11 protein-coding genes and 1 tRNA gene are annotated in these 16,830 nt (G+C 39.7%); 3 read left to right on the top strand and 9 right to left on the bottom strand.

What is annotated here, in order from left to right:
- Positions 1–14: 14 nt before the first annotated feature.
- Complete coding sequence (locus B9T33_RS01275) at positions 15–263, bottom strand: hypothetical protein (RefSeq protein ID WP_086177144.1); 249 nt, start codon at positions 261–263, stop codon at positions 15–17.
- A 114-nt stretch (positions 264–377) separates the two neighbouring features.
- A complete protein-coding gene (locus B9T33_RS01280) occupies positions 378–1,484 on the bottom strand; it encodes a DNA/RNA non-specific endonuclease (RefSeq protein WP_086177145.1) in 1,107 nt (368 codons plus the stop codon).
- A gap of 264 nt (positions 1,485–1,748) precedes the next feature.
- Here B9T33_RS01280 and B9T33_RS01285 point away from each other — a divergent pair, with 264 nt between their 5' ends.
- Positions 1,749–2,456, top strand: coding sequence for a hypothetical protein (locus B9T33_RS01285; protein WP_086177146.1), 708 nt, complete (start codon positions 1,749–1,751; stop codon positions 2,454–2,456).
- A 177-nt stretch (positions 2,457–2,633) separates the two neighbouring features.
- Here the strand turns inward: B9T33_RS01285 and B9T33_RS01290 are convergent, their stop codons facing one another.
- Positions 2,634–4,514: a potassium transporter Kup gene (locus B9T33_RS01290; RefSeq protein ID WP_086177147.1), complete on the bottom strand. Its 1,881-nt coding sequence runs from the start codon at positions 4,512–4,514 to the stop codon at positions 2,634–2,636.
- A 123-nt stretch (positions 4,515–4,637) separates the two neighbouring features.
- Between B9T33_RS01290 and B9T33_RS01295 the strand changes: the two genes are divergently transcribed.
- Together B9T33_RS01295 and B9T33_RS01300 are read left to right on the top strand one after the other, a co-directional pair.
- Positions 4,638–4,728 (top strand) — tRNA-Ser (locus tag B9T33_RS01295).
- 180 nt (positions 4,729–4,908) lie between these two features.
- Positions 4,909–6,105 (top strand): tyrosine-type recombinase/integrase, encoded by a 1,197-nt coding sequence (locus B9T33_RS01300; RefSeq protein ID WP_086177148.1) that lies wholly within the window; start codon positions 4,909–4,911, stop codon positions 6,103–6,105.
- 226 nt (positions 6,106–6,331) lie between these two features.
- Here the strand turns inward: B9T33_RS01300 and B9T33_RS01305 are convergent, their stop codons facing one another.
- From B9T33_RS01305 to B9T33_RS01330, 6 genes are all read right to left on the bottom strand, one after another.
- The gene (locus B9T33_RS01305) at positions 6,332–8,203 is read right to left on the bottom strand and encodes a DUF262 domain-containing protein (protein WP_086177149.1); all 1,872 of its coding nucleotides are present in this window, start codon (positions 8,201–8,203) and stop codon (positions 6,332–6,334) included.
- Positions 8,204–8,266: 63 nt separating this feature from the next.
- Positions 8,267–11,533: a type I restriction endonuclease subunit R gene (locus tag B9T33_RS01310; protein ID WP_086177150.1), complete on the bottom strand. Its 3,267-nt coding sequence runs from the start codon at positions 11,531–11,533 to the stop codon at positions 8,267–8,269.
- A complete protein-coding gene (locus tag B9T33_RS01315; RefSeq protein WP_086177151.1) occupies positions 11,530–12,924 on the bottom strand; it encodes a restriction endonuclease subunit S in 1,395 nt (464 codons plus the stop codon). Before B9T33_RS01315 ends, B9T33_RS01310 begins: the two co-directional genes overlap by 4 nt.
- Positions 12,924–15,257 carry a type I restriction-modification system subunit M gene (locus B9T33_RS01320; protein WP_086177152.1) on the bottom strand — a complete coding sequence of 778 codons (2,334 nt, stop codon included), beginning with the start codon at positions 15,255–15,257 and terminating at the stop codon, positions 12,924–12,926. Before B9T33_RS01320 ends, B9T33_RS01315 begins: the two co-directional genes overlap by 1 nt.
- A 256-nt stretch (positions 15,258–15,513) precedes the next feature.
- Positions 15,514–15,744, bottom strand: a complete 231-nt coding sequence (locus tag B9T33_RS01325) for a helix-turn-helix transcriptional regulator (RefSeq protein ID WP_086177153.1) — start codon at positions 15,742–15,744, stop codon at positions 15,514–15,516.
- 96 nt (positions 15,745–15,840) lie between these two features.
- Positions 15,841–16,770: a hydrolase or metal-binding protein gene (locus B9T33_RS01330; RefSeq protein WP_086177154.1), complete on the bottom strand. Its 930-nt coding sequence runs from the start codon at positions 16,768–16,770 to the stop codon at positions 15,841–15,843.
- Positions 16,771–16,830: the final 60 nt, after the last annotated feature.

Below are 16,830 nucleotides of genomic sequence, written 5' to 3' on the forward strand. Positions count from 1 at the left end.
CAATATACTTGTACTTATAAAAATGGATTTTCGACTTCACTATCATCACTGCCCTGCTCTATCTGTTCAGGTAAATCTGTTTCTGCTTCTAAACTTTGCACCACATCATTTAAAAAGGCCTGTAAGGCTTTTGCCGCAGCCAAACCCGCTTGGTCCTTGGTCAGTTGTAAATTGCCATACAGGTTAATGCGATCTTCACCATTTTCTAAGGTTAGATCATGAATTGCATGTGATTCTGTGCCATTTTCATAAGGCTTAAACATCGACTTTTCCTTTCTTGTTATCGTCTTCGAGCTATACAAATACGTGAAAAATTGACATACGGCAAGAGATCAACCTGCCGTGCTCTTCATTTTTTCCAGTTTAAGTCGCTTGAATTACTTAAGAATTTGCAATATGTACTGCAAAATTTCCTCAATCAATTGCTTCACAAGTGCATCTTGATCGGTGCTATTGCCGGATGAAGTTGAATGTGTCTCAGTGCTTGAACTATTCGTACTCGACCCACCATTCGATTTAAACTGCTTTTGTAATGCCTGAATTTGATCTTCGGCAACATCTGCTGCACATTGGCTTTCTGCATCCCAATGTAAATAGGCAATTTCACTGTTTTGTTTTACATCAGTGGCTTTTAATGGCAAGCGATAGGTATTTCGTTTTTGGTCTTCGGTTAACTCAGGAAAAATATTGATCCCTGTGAGCTCTTCCAAAGCACAAATGCTCATAATCTTGACGGTAGGTGCAGTATTTTTTAGCGTATTGTCAGCATAATAAACACCTGCAACGCCCTTTTTTGGCAAGTACAGCGCTTTATAGGTTGCTGTTGGCACAATGACCTTATTGCTACCGACCGTTTTTAATTTTTTTGCACTATAAATAGGGCCAGTGACCACATAGACATTTTGCTTTTGTTTGGTCACCAGCGCACGCGTTGCTTCTTCCAGTTCGCGCCACACTTGTTGATTATTTTTCGGGGCTTGCGGCACCATATTCGCCAATGAAAAGCTATCTAGCTGTGCAGCTTTGTTGGGCATATCGGCATTCGGTGCCATATGTCCACGGTCATAGCCCGTCGATTTATAGTCAGATAGCAAGGCACGAAACTCAGATGGCACACGTGTTTCTTCGTGGAAGTTATCTTCACGTGGAATCTTTTGACTTAAACGTGCCGGCGTGAGCGATTCAGCGACCCAAAGCGGGGTCTTCGACACACCTGAATACATCAGGTTAAAGCCATTAAAACAGAGTGGAAAGCTGTTTTTATGCAAGCTCTCTTTAACCAAATAAGGTGGAACTGAACGGTAAAATTGGTCGAGACAGGCACTATTCGAGCTTGTTGTCATCGATACCAGTTGCTGAATTTTTTCCTGCCCGAAAGCAATGGCAAAACTCCCCGTGGCCACTAAGCCCAATAGCACTTTAATGCCATTTTGACCCAATAACTGAGATAAAGGATTTGCTGAATTGCGTTTCTTTTTTGCCATGATTTACAACGTTGACCATTAAAAAGGGCTATTTTTCCGCAGCTTATCAAGGGTAGGAATTTTAGTACACTTTTCTTTTTTAATTTGCTTAACAAACATACAAATATTGCTTAACAAAACAACAGTCGATGTAACTTTATGTCGCAGTTGTACAGGCCTTTATAAGCGATCCTGAAACAGTTCCGTATGTTTGATTGAATTGTGCCAAAGAATTATGACAAGGTAAAAATACGAAATATTGCGATAAAAATATACGGAGTCGTTATGCATTCTAAAATTTTAGGTTTAGGTTTAATTTCAGGGTTAATGAGTGCAGCAGCATTTGCAGAGCCTCCCATTCAACCCGGAGATACATTAGAAAGCCTATCTAAAGTCAAAATTGTGACCACAGTGAATGGTCAACCCGGTTCAATTGAAGAACTCGTATCTAGCGGTCAAATTAAGCTGGCTGAAGGTACTGGTACAGAAATCAGTGCAACATCAAATGAGCAAGCATTAGATCCAGCTCAAGTTGAAACCGCTCAAATTGACCCAAATGCACCTGCGGTCGAACAACCAAGTGCAGAGCTTGCTGCAGCTGAAGCTGAAAATGCATTGCCTGCCGAACAACAAAATCTAGCGGCCGCACCACAAGCGCCTGTCACTGAACCAGTCGAAGTACAGCAAGAAAGTGCAGCGATCGCACCCGTACAAGACAGTAGCGCAGCTCCGATTATTGCATCTTCTGCTGAAACACCAGTCAATGGCGATGAACAAGCTGCGGCAGCATTGCCTGAAACAGCTCAACCACAGCAAGATGCATTCATGGCTGCGCCTGAAGCACCAAATGCGGGTGTTGCAGATGCACCAATGCAAGCCAACCCTGAAGCACCAAACGCAGACGAAGCCATTCAAGCAGCTCCAGAAGCACCTGTAGCGGATGATGCGATTCAAGCTGTACCTGAAGCATCTGCGGATGCAACCATCAATTAAGACGTGCTTAGGATATTGAGATATTCATATGCATGACTTTGCTCGCGCAATTCCTCCCAGAAAAAGTCATGCGATGAATCGCTCAACTCAACACGACAAAAGACCAAACCTAGATATAGGAAAGAAATAAAAAAGCCAGGATTGACCTGGCTTTTTTTATTTTGAGAAAAAATCGAATTAAATTTCGATTTGACTACCTAACTCCACAACACGGTTGGTTGGAATTTGATAGAAATCACTGACTGGACTGGTGTTACGTTGCATCGAAATAAATAACTTCTCACGCCACGGCGCCATGCCCTCGCCCAAAGTATGAATAATTCGATCACGAGAAATAAAGAAGCTAATTTGCATCAAGTCAAATTCAAAACCGAGTTCGTTATAAGCTTGCTCTAAAGCTGCTGGAATATTCGGCTGATCTTTAAAACCGTAGAACATCGTCACTTTATAGAAACGCTCATCCAATTTTTCCACAATAAGACGCTCACTTGCCGGTACAAATGGCACATCTCGCGTATTGACCGTAACCATCACATTACGCTCATGCAGCACTTTATTGTGCTTGATATTATGCAGCATCGCATGCGGCACAATTTCAGGTGTTCCTGTTAAAAATACCGCATCACCCGGTACAAATTTCGTTTCGCTCCCCATGCTTACGCTGCGGATGAACAAGTCAATTGGTAAGGCATCTCGGCTAAGTCGATTCAAGACTAGCGCACGTCCATCTTTCCATGTCATCAGGATGGTAAATAACACCGCACCAATTAAGATTGGCACCCAGCCCCCTGCCACAATTTTTAACGATGTTGATGCCACAAATATCAAGTCAATGAGTAAAAATGGTACGGCAAACAGTGCCACCTTCCATACCGGCCAGCGCCAAAAACCGTATGCTAAGAAAGAAATTAAAATCGTACCGCAGAGCATGGTCATGGTAACTGCCACGCCATATGCGCTGGCAAGATTGGCACTATTTTCAAATAATAAAATTAAGATGAGCACCGAAATAAACAATGCCCAGTTAATAAATGGCAAATAAATCTGACCACGTTCAACATCCGACGTATGTTTCACCGATAGGCGTGGCAAATAGCGCAATTGAATGGCCTGATTGACCATTGAGAACACCCCAGTGATCACCGCTTGAGAGGCAATCACGGCTGCGGCTGTTGCCAATGCAATCATTGGATAGAGCGCCCATTCTGGGATCAACATATAGAACGGATTTGCCAAGGCTTCTGGCTCACGCAATAACAGTGCGCCCTGCCCTGCATAATTCAGCAGCAAACATGGCATGACCACGAAAAACCAAGCCAAGCGTATCGGTAAGCGACCAAAATGCCCCATATCCGCATAGATTGCCTCACCACCCGTCATGGTCAAGATCACCGCACCCATCGTCAAAAATGCCACATAAGGCTGATGTACCACAAAATTAAAGGCCCAATGTGGACTAATCATGGTTAAGACGAATGGTGTCTGTGAAATACTCCATATCCCCAAAGCACCAATGGATAAAAACCAAGTCAACGTTAATGGACCAAAGAATTTACCCATCGTGCCCGTACCATGGCGTTGGACTAAAAATAGCCCGGCCAAAATACCAATCGATAAGGGTTCAAGCCATTGGTTGAATACCGGTGTAGCAATACTTAAGCCTTCAATTGCTGACAGGACCGAAATTGCAGGGGTAATAATACCGTCGCCAAAAAACAGCGATGCCCCCACGAAGCCGAGTGCAATCAAATATATTTTCTTATTTTCTGCAATACGTGTGGTTCGCAAATTCAAAGCCAAGAGCGACATAATACCGCCCTCACCGTTGTTATCTGCACGCATGATCACACTGACGTACTTAAAGCTAATCGTCAGCATAATGCACCAGAAAATCAGCGACAGAATACCCATCACTGTGGCTTCAGTAATCGCCAAGTGTGCTGTGAGGAAACATTGGCGTAGTGCATATAATGGACTGGTTCCAATGTCACCGAATACTACGCCCAAAGCTGCCAATGTAATGGCAGGCAATGCGGCTTTTTGTGCAGTACTTTGCATATTTTGTCTTCAATTTTTAGACAGTATTTTGGCGAATCATAGCATCGGTCAGGAAGTTTTTCTCTAAATCTATTGTTTCTCTTGGCAGAATAATTTTTTTTCGCTATCATCCACCGCGCAAAAGGTGAAGTGTCCGAGTGGCTGAAGGAGCACGCCTGGAAAGTGTGTATACGTTTATAGCGTATCGAGGGTTCGAATCCCTCTTTCACCGCCATATTTTACTCTCATGATGATTCATGAGGTCTTAAAAAGCTTAAACCTAAAGGGTTTAAGCTTTTTTTACATCTTATACAATCTACTTGATCTATTGCAAGCTTGATGTAATTGAGGGTATAACTGGGGGTATAATATTTTACCCCTAAAATTATACCCCCAATTCTGTGGAATTATTGCCATGCTTACAGATGCTCAAGTCAGAAAAATAAAACCTTTAGAAAAGAAAACTAAATACTCTGATGAAAAAGGCATGTATCTAGAGGTCACTCCTTCTGGAGGAATGCATTGGCGAATGAAATTTCGTTTGAATGGAAAAGAGAATATCTTCAGTATTGGTACATACCCTGAGACTACCCTTGCACAGGCTCGTCGTGCGAGAGATGAAGCACGCTTCAAGCTTAAAGATGGAATCAATCCCAATGAAGCTAAGAAGCAAAAAAAATTGCAAGCCAATGAAAATACGCTTTTTAAAGCGCTTGCAATGGAATGGATGGAAGACCGCAAACCTGTCATTAAAGAAACCACGTATTTACGCGACCTATCCGTATTTGAAAAAGACCTATTCCCTACTTTAGGCAATATGCCAATTGATCAAATCAAGGGAAAAGATGTGCTTGCATGCGCAAAAAAAATCGAAGCTCGCGGCGCACTAGAAATGGCTAAACGGTCTATTCCTCTCACTGGTCGTATTTTTCGTTTTGCTATCCGTAAAGGTCTAATTGAGAATGACCCTACACCGCACTTAGGAGAGGCTTTAAAACCGCGTAAAACAAAGCATATGGCACGCTTAGATATTTCTGAGTTTCCGCCCTTCCTTGAGCGTATGGACCGCTATCACGGTAATCCAATGATCAAGACCGCCATTCAATTAATGACTTTAACTTTTGTGCGTACTGCTGAGCTGAGAATGATGGAGTGGAATGAGATTGATTTTGATAATCATTTATGGAGAATTCCAGCAAATAAAATGAAAATGGCTCAACCTCATATTGTTCCACTATCTAAACAGGCTCTTGAGCTGATTGAAGGATTACGCCCACTTACAGGCAATAAGCAATACGTGTTCTACAATCACAGCACAGCCAAACCTATGAGCAGCAACGCTTTGCTCTGCGTAATTCGCACAATGGGCTATAACGGCAAGATGACAGGTCATGGCTTCCGTGGGCTTGCTTCAACAACCCTGCATGAAAAAGGCTATATGCATGATGCAATTGAAATTCAGTTGGCACATAGAGTTGGAAATGCTGTTTCTCAAGCGTATAACCACGCACAACATTTAGAATATCGAGTAAAGATGATGCAGGAATGGTCAGATTTTATTGATAGTTTAAGAAATAAAATTGTGCCTTTCCCTAAGCGGCAAATGATGTAAAAGTCTATGTAATAAACTCAATTTTTAAGTTCATTTTATATGGCTATTTTGCAGATATAATATTTTTTCTACTTAAAATTTTTAAAAGTTTCTATGGTAGGTTTGTTTATTTCAGCGGCCACCGAAGTTGCTGCTGAAATAAAATTTAGATATTATTTTAATAAATAATTAAACAATATGTTGAGCTAGTTAGAATTACCTAATATCGCCTTGACCTATAGTTTCCTTATAATACCTCTGCAGCAACTTGATCTATGTTTGTAGGTTGCTCTTCTTCATCAGTAAATTTATATTGGTCTATTCTTTGTCCATTAATTGTCCAAGACAAAAGAGCTAAATTCAGTAAAACTTGCTGACGCTGGTGAATCTGTTCCTTTTTCCATTCATTAAAAGCATAGTTATAATCATGGATAAATTGATTCGTTGAGGTATTTTTACCAATACTAAATTCATCATCTAGCATTTTGCTCAGTACTAGTGCTGAATTTTTATATTCAGATTGCTTTTGCTTAAACCAATCTGCACTTAGGTCATTAAAATTATTAACTGCCTGATTAATCTGACTTTCTAATAATGTCACGTTACCTAACATGTAAACCTGACTAGAATATTCTAAATAGTCAGCTCCATATGCTTCAGGAATTACATCTGCCTTAGGCGTCTGAGGTAAAATATGTTCGACTTGAAGACTTTGGATAAATCCATGATCTTTCAGTGGCATATTACAAAGTTCAGCTGCTTTATTTTCTAAAGTACCTAAAATATAACGTAAACGATATAACGGATTAAAAGCATCATGACGTTTCATTAAGAAAGTTTGTTTAAATTCGGCTGCCTTTTTAGTAATATATTTTGCAATGGTTTTTTCCACAGCAACTTTTACTTGTTCAATAGTTTTTAAACCACGGAAATATTGCACCCAAATACTAAAATTATTCTCATTATATTTAGCTTGTATACCTAAAGTATTGTTCACGAAAAATAAAGTTTCTAACTGTTTCGCCAGATAATTAATTACTTCATCTTCACAGTTAACATCTAATGCCAACAATAGCAATAAGTGCTGTCTAGACATATATTTATTGATATAGCCAATGTTAATTACAGCATGATATGTTTGATGATGGTCAGCTAAACTTGTCGCGTTAACTAGTTTTGAATAACGTTCTGAAGCACTTAATAATGCATTCACAAATTCTATTGGTTTCTTTTTATAGTTGATTAATGGCTCACCTTCAGAAATAATCCATTTATAGATATCTTCCTCACGTAAAATGCCATTATTATAATAACGCGCCATTAAAAAATAGCGTAGAAAACGTAATGGATTCTCTCCTTCTTTACAGGCATGAATATTTCCAACAATCGTTTTCCATTTAGACTTAATATCAGGAAAATCTTTTTCATTAGCTTCACTAAAAATCAGATTTTTAACCAAATCCATAGCATCTAGACTTGCGCCACGCTGATTACTGGTTTCAAATATTTTTAATGCACCATGAAGATCTGCAGAAACAATAAAAACTAAGACAATTTTATTGAAGAAGAAAGTAATAAAATCAACTAGATGCTCTTGTCCTTCATTATTCAAACTTCCAACATACTCATACATCGCATCGTAGGCTGCCTGCATTTTTTGAATAGATGGCGTAACCTTACCTTTGTATTCTTTTTTATGAATAAGATAGCCTACATAATTTTGGCTTTCTTCGTATTGCAACTCTACACGGTTTTGATGAGATGCCGTTTTCATATTAAAAGTCGACAACCATGATTTAATCGCAGTATAGAAGTTTTCAGCAGATTCAGTACGAGTAATACTCTCTAAAAAATCTTTTAATGCACATAGAGTTAATACAATTGTAGTAAGACGTTGCTGACCATCAATGACATCATAATTATCATTTTTTTTAACAATAATAACTGACCCTAAATAGTAGCTCGAATCATTACTTGAAGTTTCAAAGGCATTATCTATGTCTGTGATGAATTGTTTTACTTGATCATTAACTTTCCAGACATATTCTCTTTGATAATCTGGAACAATAAAGAACTGATTAATATCTGAAATACTTTTTACTTGGGCATCAATTTGCATTTTCTTTCCCCCCTCTCCCTCTCTAAAATTATTCACCTTTTAAATACCGCACGCTCTAATTTCCTAACGTAGTGGCATCTGCCCACGATTCGCCAACATATCAAAAATCAAATGACCAAAAATATGTGCCTTAGATGGATCTGAAAGCAGTTGCATCATTTGCTCTCTATGCGCTTCATGACTGCCTAGAATGGCATCATCAATAGCACGAGGGAAATCACCCAGCATCGCTTGCTCACGTGTGTTGTTGGCAATCTGTGACATTACCCCATTATTCTCATAAACCTTGTCTGCAATGGTATTCGCATAATTAACCATGTCTTGATCGGTCAGCTTATCCGTCACAAAAACTTCATTTAAACGATGAATAATGCTAGATAAAAAATCTTCCTTTTTATCCTTAGCAGTCGCACTGCCGACATCATTACTTGGCTCTAGCTGATGCTCGGTACTATTGGCTTGTAACTCAATATCAATCTGACGCAGTTTAGACAAGCGATAGTGACTCATCTCGATATTACTTAAATCAATTTCATCATCTAAGATGTTATTTTCACGTAGCATCGGTCTCAGGTTACGCGCAAACAGACTTAGCTTCTCCAGCTCTTTATCATCATAATCCACGATTTGTGACATGAACTCATAAAAGCGAGTGAAAGTGCCTAAATCCTTTTTAAAGATTTCAAGTTCAACTTTGGCTTTTTGGGCTTCAACGAAATCCTTTTCTGCATTCCCAATCAAGACTGCATCACCTGTTTGTTTACAGCGTTCCAGCATGTCTTTGGTTTTACTATATGCAGCAATTGCCATGTTATAGCGCTGCTGCCAACGCTCAATGGCAGGCTTACAGATATTTGCCAGTACTGCATTGGATTTATTACGGCTAAAGAATGCCGTGGCAAATTGCTCAACTTCCGACCACAAAAAGATACCATTGCTTTTGAGCTTATTAAACAACTCAAAGACCTTATCAGGATCAGTAACATCTGCTAGTTCAGCGGTCTGATAATAGGGTTGGAACGCCTCTAAAATTTCATCCGGTTCATTAAAGAAATCCAGTACAAAAGTACCTGACTCTGCTTTACCCGGATACGTCCGATTTAAACGAGACAAGGTTTGTACACACTCTACCCCACCGAGTTTTTTATCCACGTACATGGCACAGAGTTTAGGCTGGTCAAAACCCGTCTGGAACTTGTTGGCGACCAACATCACCTGATAGTCATCACTGTCAAATGCCTTACGCATTTCACGCCCTTTTAAATTCGGGTTCATGTTGTGTTCAGTAAATTTCTTCCCGACCAAGGCACTGCTGTTTGGATCTGAATCGTTAAACTCAACTTCACCCGAGAATGCCACCATGGCTTGAATCGACTGATAACCTTGTTCGGTGACATATTTATCAAAGGCCAGTTTATAGCGCACAGCTTCTTTACGTGAACTGGTCACCACCATGGCTTTGGCTTGACCACCCAATAAGCCCATCACATTCTTTTTAAAATGCTCAATGATCACTTTTACTTTTTGTGAAATATTGTGGTCATGTAAACGTACCCATTGATTGACCTTGACCTTGGCTTTTTTTGCATCCACTTCCTGATCTTTGCTTGCCAGTTTTTGCGTCAGCTTATACACCACTTTGTAATTGGTATAGTTCTTCAGAACATCTAAAATAAAGCCTTCCTCAATCGCCTGACGCATGGAATAGACGTGATAGGCTTCAGGTTTATTCTGCTCTGACGGTGGCAATAAAGGATTTGGGCAACATCCAAATAATTCTAAGGTTTTAGGTTTAGGTGTAGCAGTAAAGGCGTAATAGCTGACATTTGGATTGGCACGGCGTGCTGCCAAGGTTGCATCTAAAATATCTTCTGAAGACAGCATGACATCTTCATCACTGCTATCAGTCATCAAGACTTCTTTGAGTTGTCGTGCTGTAGAACCACTTTGTGATGAATGTGCTTCGTCGGCAATGACGGCATAACGTCTTTCTTTTAATGCGGTACTGTTTTCAATGGCTTTGAGTACAAATGGAAAGGTTTGAATGGTGACAATAATAATCGGTTGAGATTTTTCTAATGAGGTTGCCAGTTTTTCTGACTTAGAGCCATCACCTTCTTTATTGTTAATTCGTCCTACCACGCCATCGGCATGTTCAAACTGATAAATCGTGTCTTGTAGCTGCGCATCTAAAATAGTTCGATCCGTCACCACAATCACAGAATCAAACTGTTTATTGCCATGTTCATCGTACAAGGTAGAAAGCTGATGTGCTGTCCATGCAATCGAATTGGATTTACCTGAACCAGCACTGTGCTGGATCAAGTATTTATGCCCTGTGCCATTCTCTTTGGCATCTTGAACCAGTTTAGTCACTACATCCCACTGATGGTAACGTGGAAAGATCAGGCTTTCTTTTTTGTATTTACGCCCTTCCGCATCTTCTTTGTCTTCAATATTCAAATGAACAAAACGTCCGAGAATATTCAGCAAATTGTCAGGCGTTAAAACTTCATTCCACAAATACTCAGTGGCATAGCGGGTCTGATCTTCAGGTGCATCATTGCCTGCACCGCCGTCATGCGTCCCTTTATTAAAGGGCAAGAAAAAGGTGCTGTCGCCTGCCAAGTGTGTGGTCATATAGACTTCATACTGACTCACGGCAAAATGCACCAATGCACCACGTTTAAAGGTCAGTAAGGGTTCAGGCTTATTGGTATCAGGGTCTTTGGGTAAGCGTGTCTTTTTATATTGAGTAATGGCGTTTTGTACAGTCTGCTTAAATTCAGATTTAAGCTCCAGTGTAGAAACAGGTAAGCCATTAATAAACAGTACCAGATCAATGCGCCATTTTTTGGCTTGCTTGCCTGTACTTTCTAATTCTGTTTTTGTTGCGTATGGGCTATAGACTAACTCAGGTACAACACGGCAAATGTTCTGCTCATAACGTGCTAAGGTATCGGCATTGAGATTATGCTCAGGTTTAAACTGGCATAATTTAAAACGTGCATTACGAATTTTGAGTCCATGACGTAACACGCCCAATGTCCCGTAACTACGTGATGCTTGATCTGTGGCATTGATGTCAGCTTTTTTAAGCTGTACCACCAAGGCATCTATAAATTTTTGTTCGGAATCTACGGGATAGTTTTGGCAAAACTTTTTCCATTCTTCCGGTTGAGTATTTTGTACAAAGCTTAATACGTCTGCACTATACAGCGCATTTTCACGGTCATAGTGTTTAGCTGTACCCAATACCCAACCGCTGTTTTGTAGTTGCCCGATAATATCGTTTTGGAAGATATTTTCCCGAGTAGCATCTAAACTCATGCGCTAAACTCCGTTTTAGCTTCATTATTGTTAATTGGATTTTGCCAATTTCGTACGTCAATTTTTCCTGTGACCACAGATGAAATAAGGGCTGTACGGCGCTCTTGCATCAGTTGGATGGCATGATTAGCTTTATTCTCAAGATTTTTAAATACTTTCAATTCATTATCAATATGTTGAATTATTTCTTGTTGTTCGTTAATTGGTGGACAAGGAATCTCTATATTAGATAAAACTCCCATACCAATATTTTGCTGAGTTCCATAACTCCAATTTAGAACTAAAGCATCATAAAAATGATTTGAGTTAAAAACCGCAAGTAAAAATTTAGGCAAAATTTTAATTTTATTACATCTAAATACAGCTAAAGGAGACCAAATATTAAATTTCTCTTCCGTTTCAACCATTGCCACTTTACCTGTGGTAGCACCTGATTTGACCATGTAAATATCTTCTAATTTAGGAGAGTATTTTTTACTATAAATATCATTTAATTCAGGCTTTATATACCCACGTTTTTTATCAAAATTGATTTTACCTTTATGAATTGCCTCTGCTGAAATAAAAGGAATGCCCTCATCAACAAATTGTGGTGTTTCGTGAGGTCCATCAGTGATAGGTATTTCTAGTAAATATTTAGTGCAAGGGGTTTGCCAATGCTCAGGCACTTGTCCTAACCATTCCACCCCAGAATCCTTCATCGGAACATTAGGATTTAAACCTTTGGTCACGGCATGACTAATCACCGCTTGACGCTTTTCTTTAAGTAGTTCGATCAGCTTTTCTTGTTTGGCAATTAAGGTGTCAATTTGTGCTGTTTCGTAGTCAAGGAAAGTACGAATTTGAATCTGTTCCGACAACGAAGGATAAGGTACTTTAAGCTTTTTTAATTCTCCAAGATTTATTCGTATACGTGTTGTACCAGTTGAAACAAGCTCAGCATTTTCACGAACACAATCAGAATTAATAGCCCAAATTAAAAAATTTAAGTCTACTAACTTTAAGTTGGGGGTTAATTTTACACAGTCTGCAACAATTACATATTCTTTAAACTCATCTGATACAACAGCCGCCCTCGCCACTGGGTCTGCCATCTTTGCTATCACGATGTCTTGAGGCAATGCTAAATGTCTAACCAAATCCTTTTTTTTATTGTCAGATATAAACTTCATATTCCTTAAAATATGCTTTCCATCTCGAATATTATTTAATTGGATTAAAGGTACACCCTCATCAAGATAATCATCTGATTTCAAATCAGAACCAAAAGGACCATCTACAAAAGCATTTTTTGTTTGCATGGATAAAAAGCCTAAACGCTTTTCTTGCCAATGAGTAGGCAATTCTGTTTTAAAATAATCGCTATAACTAAATTCTTTATAAGTCACCATTATGAATGCACCTCTTGAAGAAGCTTCATAATCTCACTGCTGACCGCATCTAAATCTGCATCAATCTCTTTTAAATCACGTGGTGGTTCATACACGTAGAAATGACGATTAAACGGAATCTCATAACCGACAATACCAATTTCACCATCTTTATCATCACGCTTATCGGCATTGATCCAAGCATCCGGCACATGCGGCTGAACTTCACGTTTAAAGTAAGACTCAATTAAATCTGTGGTATCTACGTTTGGATTAAGCGCAATATTTTCCGCATCACGTAAATCACCATCTTGTACAAATTCAACCACTTTACCGTTGTAAGTAAACTGACCATAAAGAGGATTTTCAGCACCTTTTACGACTTTACTGATGACTGGCTCTGCTTCAGAGTTTTTCCACGTAATCGCATCTAAGAATTGTTTTTTCTCTTTAGTGTCTAACTTAATATCAGTCGCTTTAAAGGCTTGCTTTAAGGTTTCATCAAAACGATTAAAGTCATCACTTTGCGCTGTGCCAATATGCGTTTGTAGAGCCTGAGCCTTTTGCATGAGTTCTTTTTGGAATAACCAAATTTTGCTGTCTAAAATATCTTTAATATCTTTTTCTTTTAACTCTGGATATTCTGCTTTAACTAAAGCACGAACTTCCAGCGTAACTTCGGATAAATCACCATAGCTTTGATCTGTGGGTGCATCTGTCCATGTTGTAGCAAACTGCGCATAAATGCTTTGCATCACAGCATTAAATGGCTTGGGTGCAAAACGTAAAGATGCAACAGCATCATCGGTAATTTGTGCAGATAACCGTAATGGACGTTCAATGGTCACACGGCGGTAACCAAACTCATAACTGTTAAAGATTTTACTGGCAAAGGTTTTAGCGGTTTCAGCTTTTGGCCTCGTAGGCTGGCGACCACGGTTAGATTTTACATCTGCGGATTTATCCAGTGTACGTGCTTCCACCACTTCGAAGTCACCAAAACTGCGGATAATGGTCTTGATATCATCTTCGCTCATCTCATTCCGCTTAGAGCCGAGAGACTTACGCATCTTGCTGTACAAATGACTGCCATCAATGAGCTGTACTTTTCCTTTACGCTCAGCATCTTTCTTATTACTGAGTACCCAAATATAGGTGGCAATCCCTGTGTTATAGAACATGTCATTTGGTAAAGCGATAATTGCTTCTAGTAAATCAGCTTCTAAAATATAACGACGGATTTCACTTTCACCACTGCCTGCACTACCCGTAAAGAGCGGTGAACCGTTCAAAATGATACCGATACGACTTCCTTGTTGATGCTCAGCATCAGGCTGACGCATCTTGCTAATCAAATGCATCAAAAACAATAACGAACCATCAGACACACGTGGCAAGCCTGCACCAAACCGCCCATCAAAGCCTTTGACCTGATGTTCATCTTTAATATCTTTTTCAATCTTTTTCCAGTCCACCCCAAAAGGTGGATTGGACAGCATGTAATCAAATTTATCCTGTGAGAGTTGGTCATTGGATAAAGTATTTCCGAGTTTAATTCGGCTAACATCCTGACCTTTAATTAGCATGTCTGCTTTACAGATGGCATAAGACTCAGGGTTTAGCTCCTGACCAAAAGCGCGCATTACCGCATTCGGATTTAGCTCAAGTACATATTCCATCCCTGACGATAAAAACCCACCCGTACCAGCCGTTGGATCATATATGGTACGAATGATGCCATCCTTACTTAAAGCTTCATCATCTTCCATAAATACCAGTGATGTAGTTAAGCGTACAATGTCACGTGGGGTAAAGTGTTCACCTGCAGTATCATTCGAGCTTTCAGCAAAACGACGGATCAACTCTTCAAAAACTAAGCCCATTTCATGGTTAGAAATAGCGTCAGGACTGAGATCAGTTGTGGCAAACATCTTGACGACTTTATAAAGCAAGTTGGCATCATCGAGTAAACCGACAAATTCATCAAAATTGAAATGATCAAAAATCTCACGTGCATCTTTAGAAAAACTTTGCACATAAGTTTTTAAATTGGCTTTAATATCAGTTTGACCCATCTTGCCTAAATCCATAGGCGAAGTATTAAAGAATGCCAAATCATTGGTGACACGTAATAAGAACTTTTCTTGCGCTTCTTCAGGTAAGTTCAGTGGCTGAATTCTTTCATGCTCTGCCACCACCGCAGTTTTACTTTCTGCAAGGACACACTCTAGGCGACGCAACAAGGTGAACGGCAAAATGACACGTCCATATTGCGATTGTCTAAAATCACCACGAAGTAAATCTGCAACCGACCAAATGAAGGCTGCAACCTGAGAAAAGTTATTATTCGACATACCAACAATTTCCAAAGCTTGAAAGCTATAGCATTTTTAAATTAGATGGATTGTGCCTGAAATGAAGATGGGTTTTCTAGAAATAAAAAAAAATAATGTCAGTACATGTCTTGCTAACATTATTGGTCGTTTATTCATTATGCTGTTATGTTCTTTAGAGCCAAAGAAATAGATAGGGGGGAAAAGGACTCAACCTCATGTGGTAATTCAAGTGTGATTATCTATTTAAAAATAAGGGAGCCTAAGCTCCCATTTTTTATTCACGACTTTGTATCTTATCCTCAATCCATTGATGTACTTCCCAAGCCACCCAACCAATACGAGATTCACTTAAACGTACCGGTCGTGGAAATGTAGAATCGTAATACTTTGAATCCACTTTTATCATTTCATAAATTTTTGCTCGACTAATACTTGTAAACTCAATTACCTCATTGATATTAATAATTTGATTCATTACAAAAGTTTGACCTGTGAACGCATTCATGATGTTTACTCCTGATCATTGATGCGAGCGTGTATTCGCTCAGATAATAGGTCAGTCCAATAAAATTTTACTGAGCCCAATTTCATCCACTCCCATCTAATTCACAGCCCGTACATTCTGCTGTAAGCCCTGCTGAATCTCCTGTATAAAATTTTTTGCCTGATGGAGCTTAGGCTTTACCTTGGTTTTCGACTCAGGCTGTATTAGCTCAGACTTAACAGTCTCATCCATATAAAACTCCTCGACTAAATCCAATCCTTCCTCGCTATTCACTTCAAATCTTGCATTGTCATAACCCTGCCATGCTGCTTGATCAAGTGAGCTTTGATTAAACCCTGCAGCCTTGCTTTGCTGATCAATGTCCTTTGCCACTTGAATGGCTTGTTGGAGATTAACGCCATCCCTGAGCGTTAAATCCACGTAATAGACAGGCGTTCGATAACTTTGTGTGGTGGACTTGCCTCTCAGCGTGAGTTGCAGTGGCAGACATGACAGCAAGCCATTCGATGCTGAGTAGTAATAACTTAGTCGTGCCGCCAAAGTGCGAATACTATTAAAGCCTGTGGTTCTAAAGATGAAGGTGCCGAGTTCATCTGATTCATCTAAATTGACATGCAATCGCCCATAAGGCTTGCAATTGCCGCCTTGCGCCATTGAGCACAGATCAGGTGATGGACAAGGATGCTGCTCAACACCTTGATTGGTGAGTCGCTGACAGGTTTCGCCATTACCCACACAGACAGGCCTGCCTGTCTGACGGTCAAATAAGCTGTATTCTGCCCGCAGATTCAGCTCAGGATCATTGAAGATCATCCGAACCGGAATGGTTCTGAGTTTTTGATTGGATGCTTTAGCTCTAAGCTGTTCATCCAATGGATGCTTGATCCATCCATCTTTGTTTTGGATTTGGCTGGTAATGGTAAATTGATCATCCTTTTCAGGCAGACGCTTTCCGCTCTTTTCAATCACCTTGCCGATACTGATGCGCCCTAGAATCGGCGGTGTAATTGCTAAACCTTTAATCATGGTAATTTCCTCTTCTGTTTAAATGAGTTGCTGTGTTGGCTTAAAAATGAAATGGGCATA

Source organism: Acinetobacter sp. ANC 5054 (genome assembly GCF_002135295.1).
In the GTDB taxonomy this organism is placed as follows: Bacteria; Pseudomonadota; Gammaproteobacteria; order Pseudomonadales; family Moraxellaceae; genus Acinetobacter.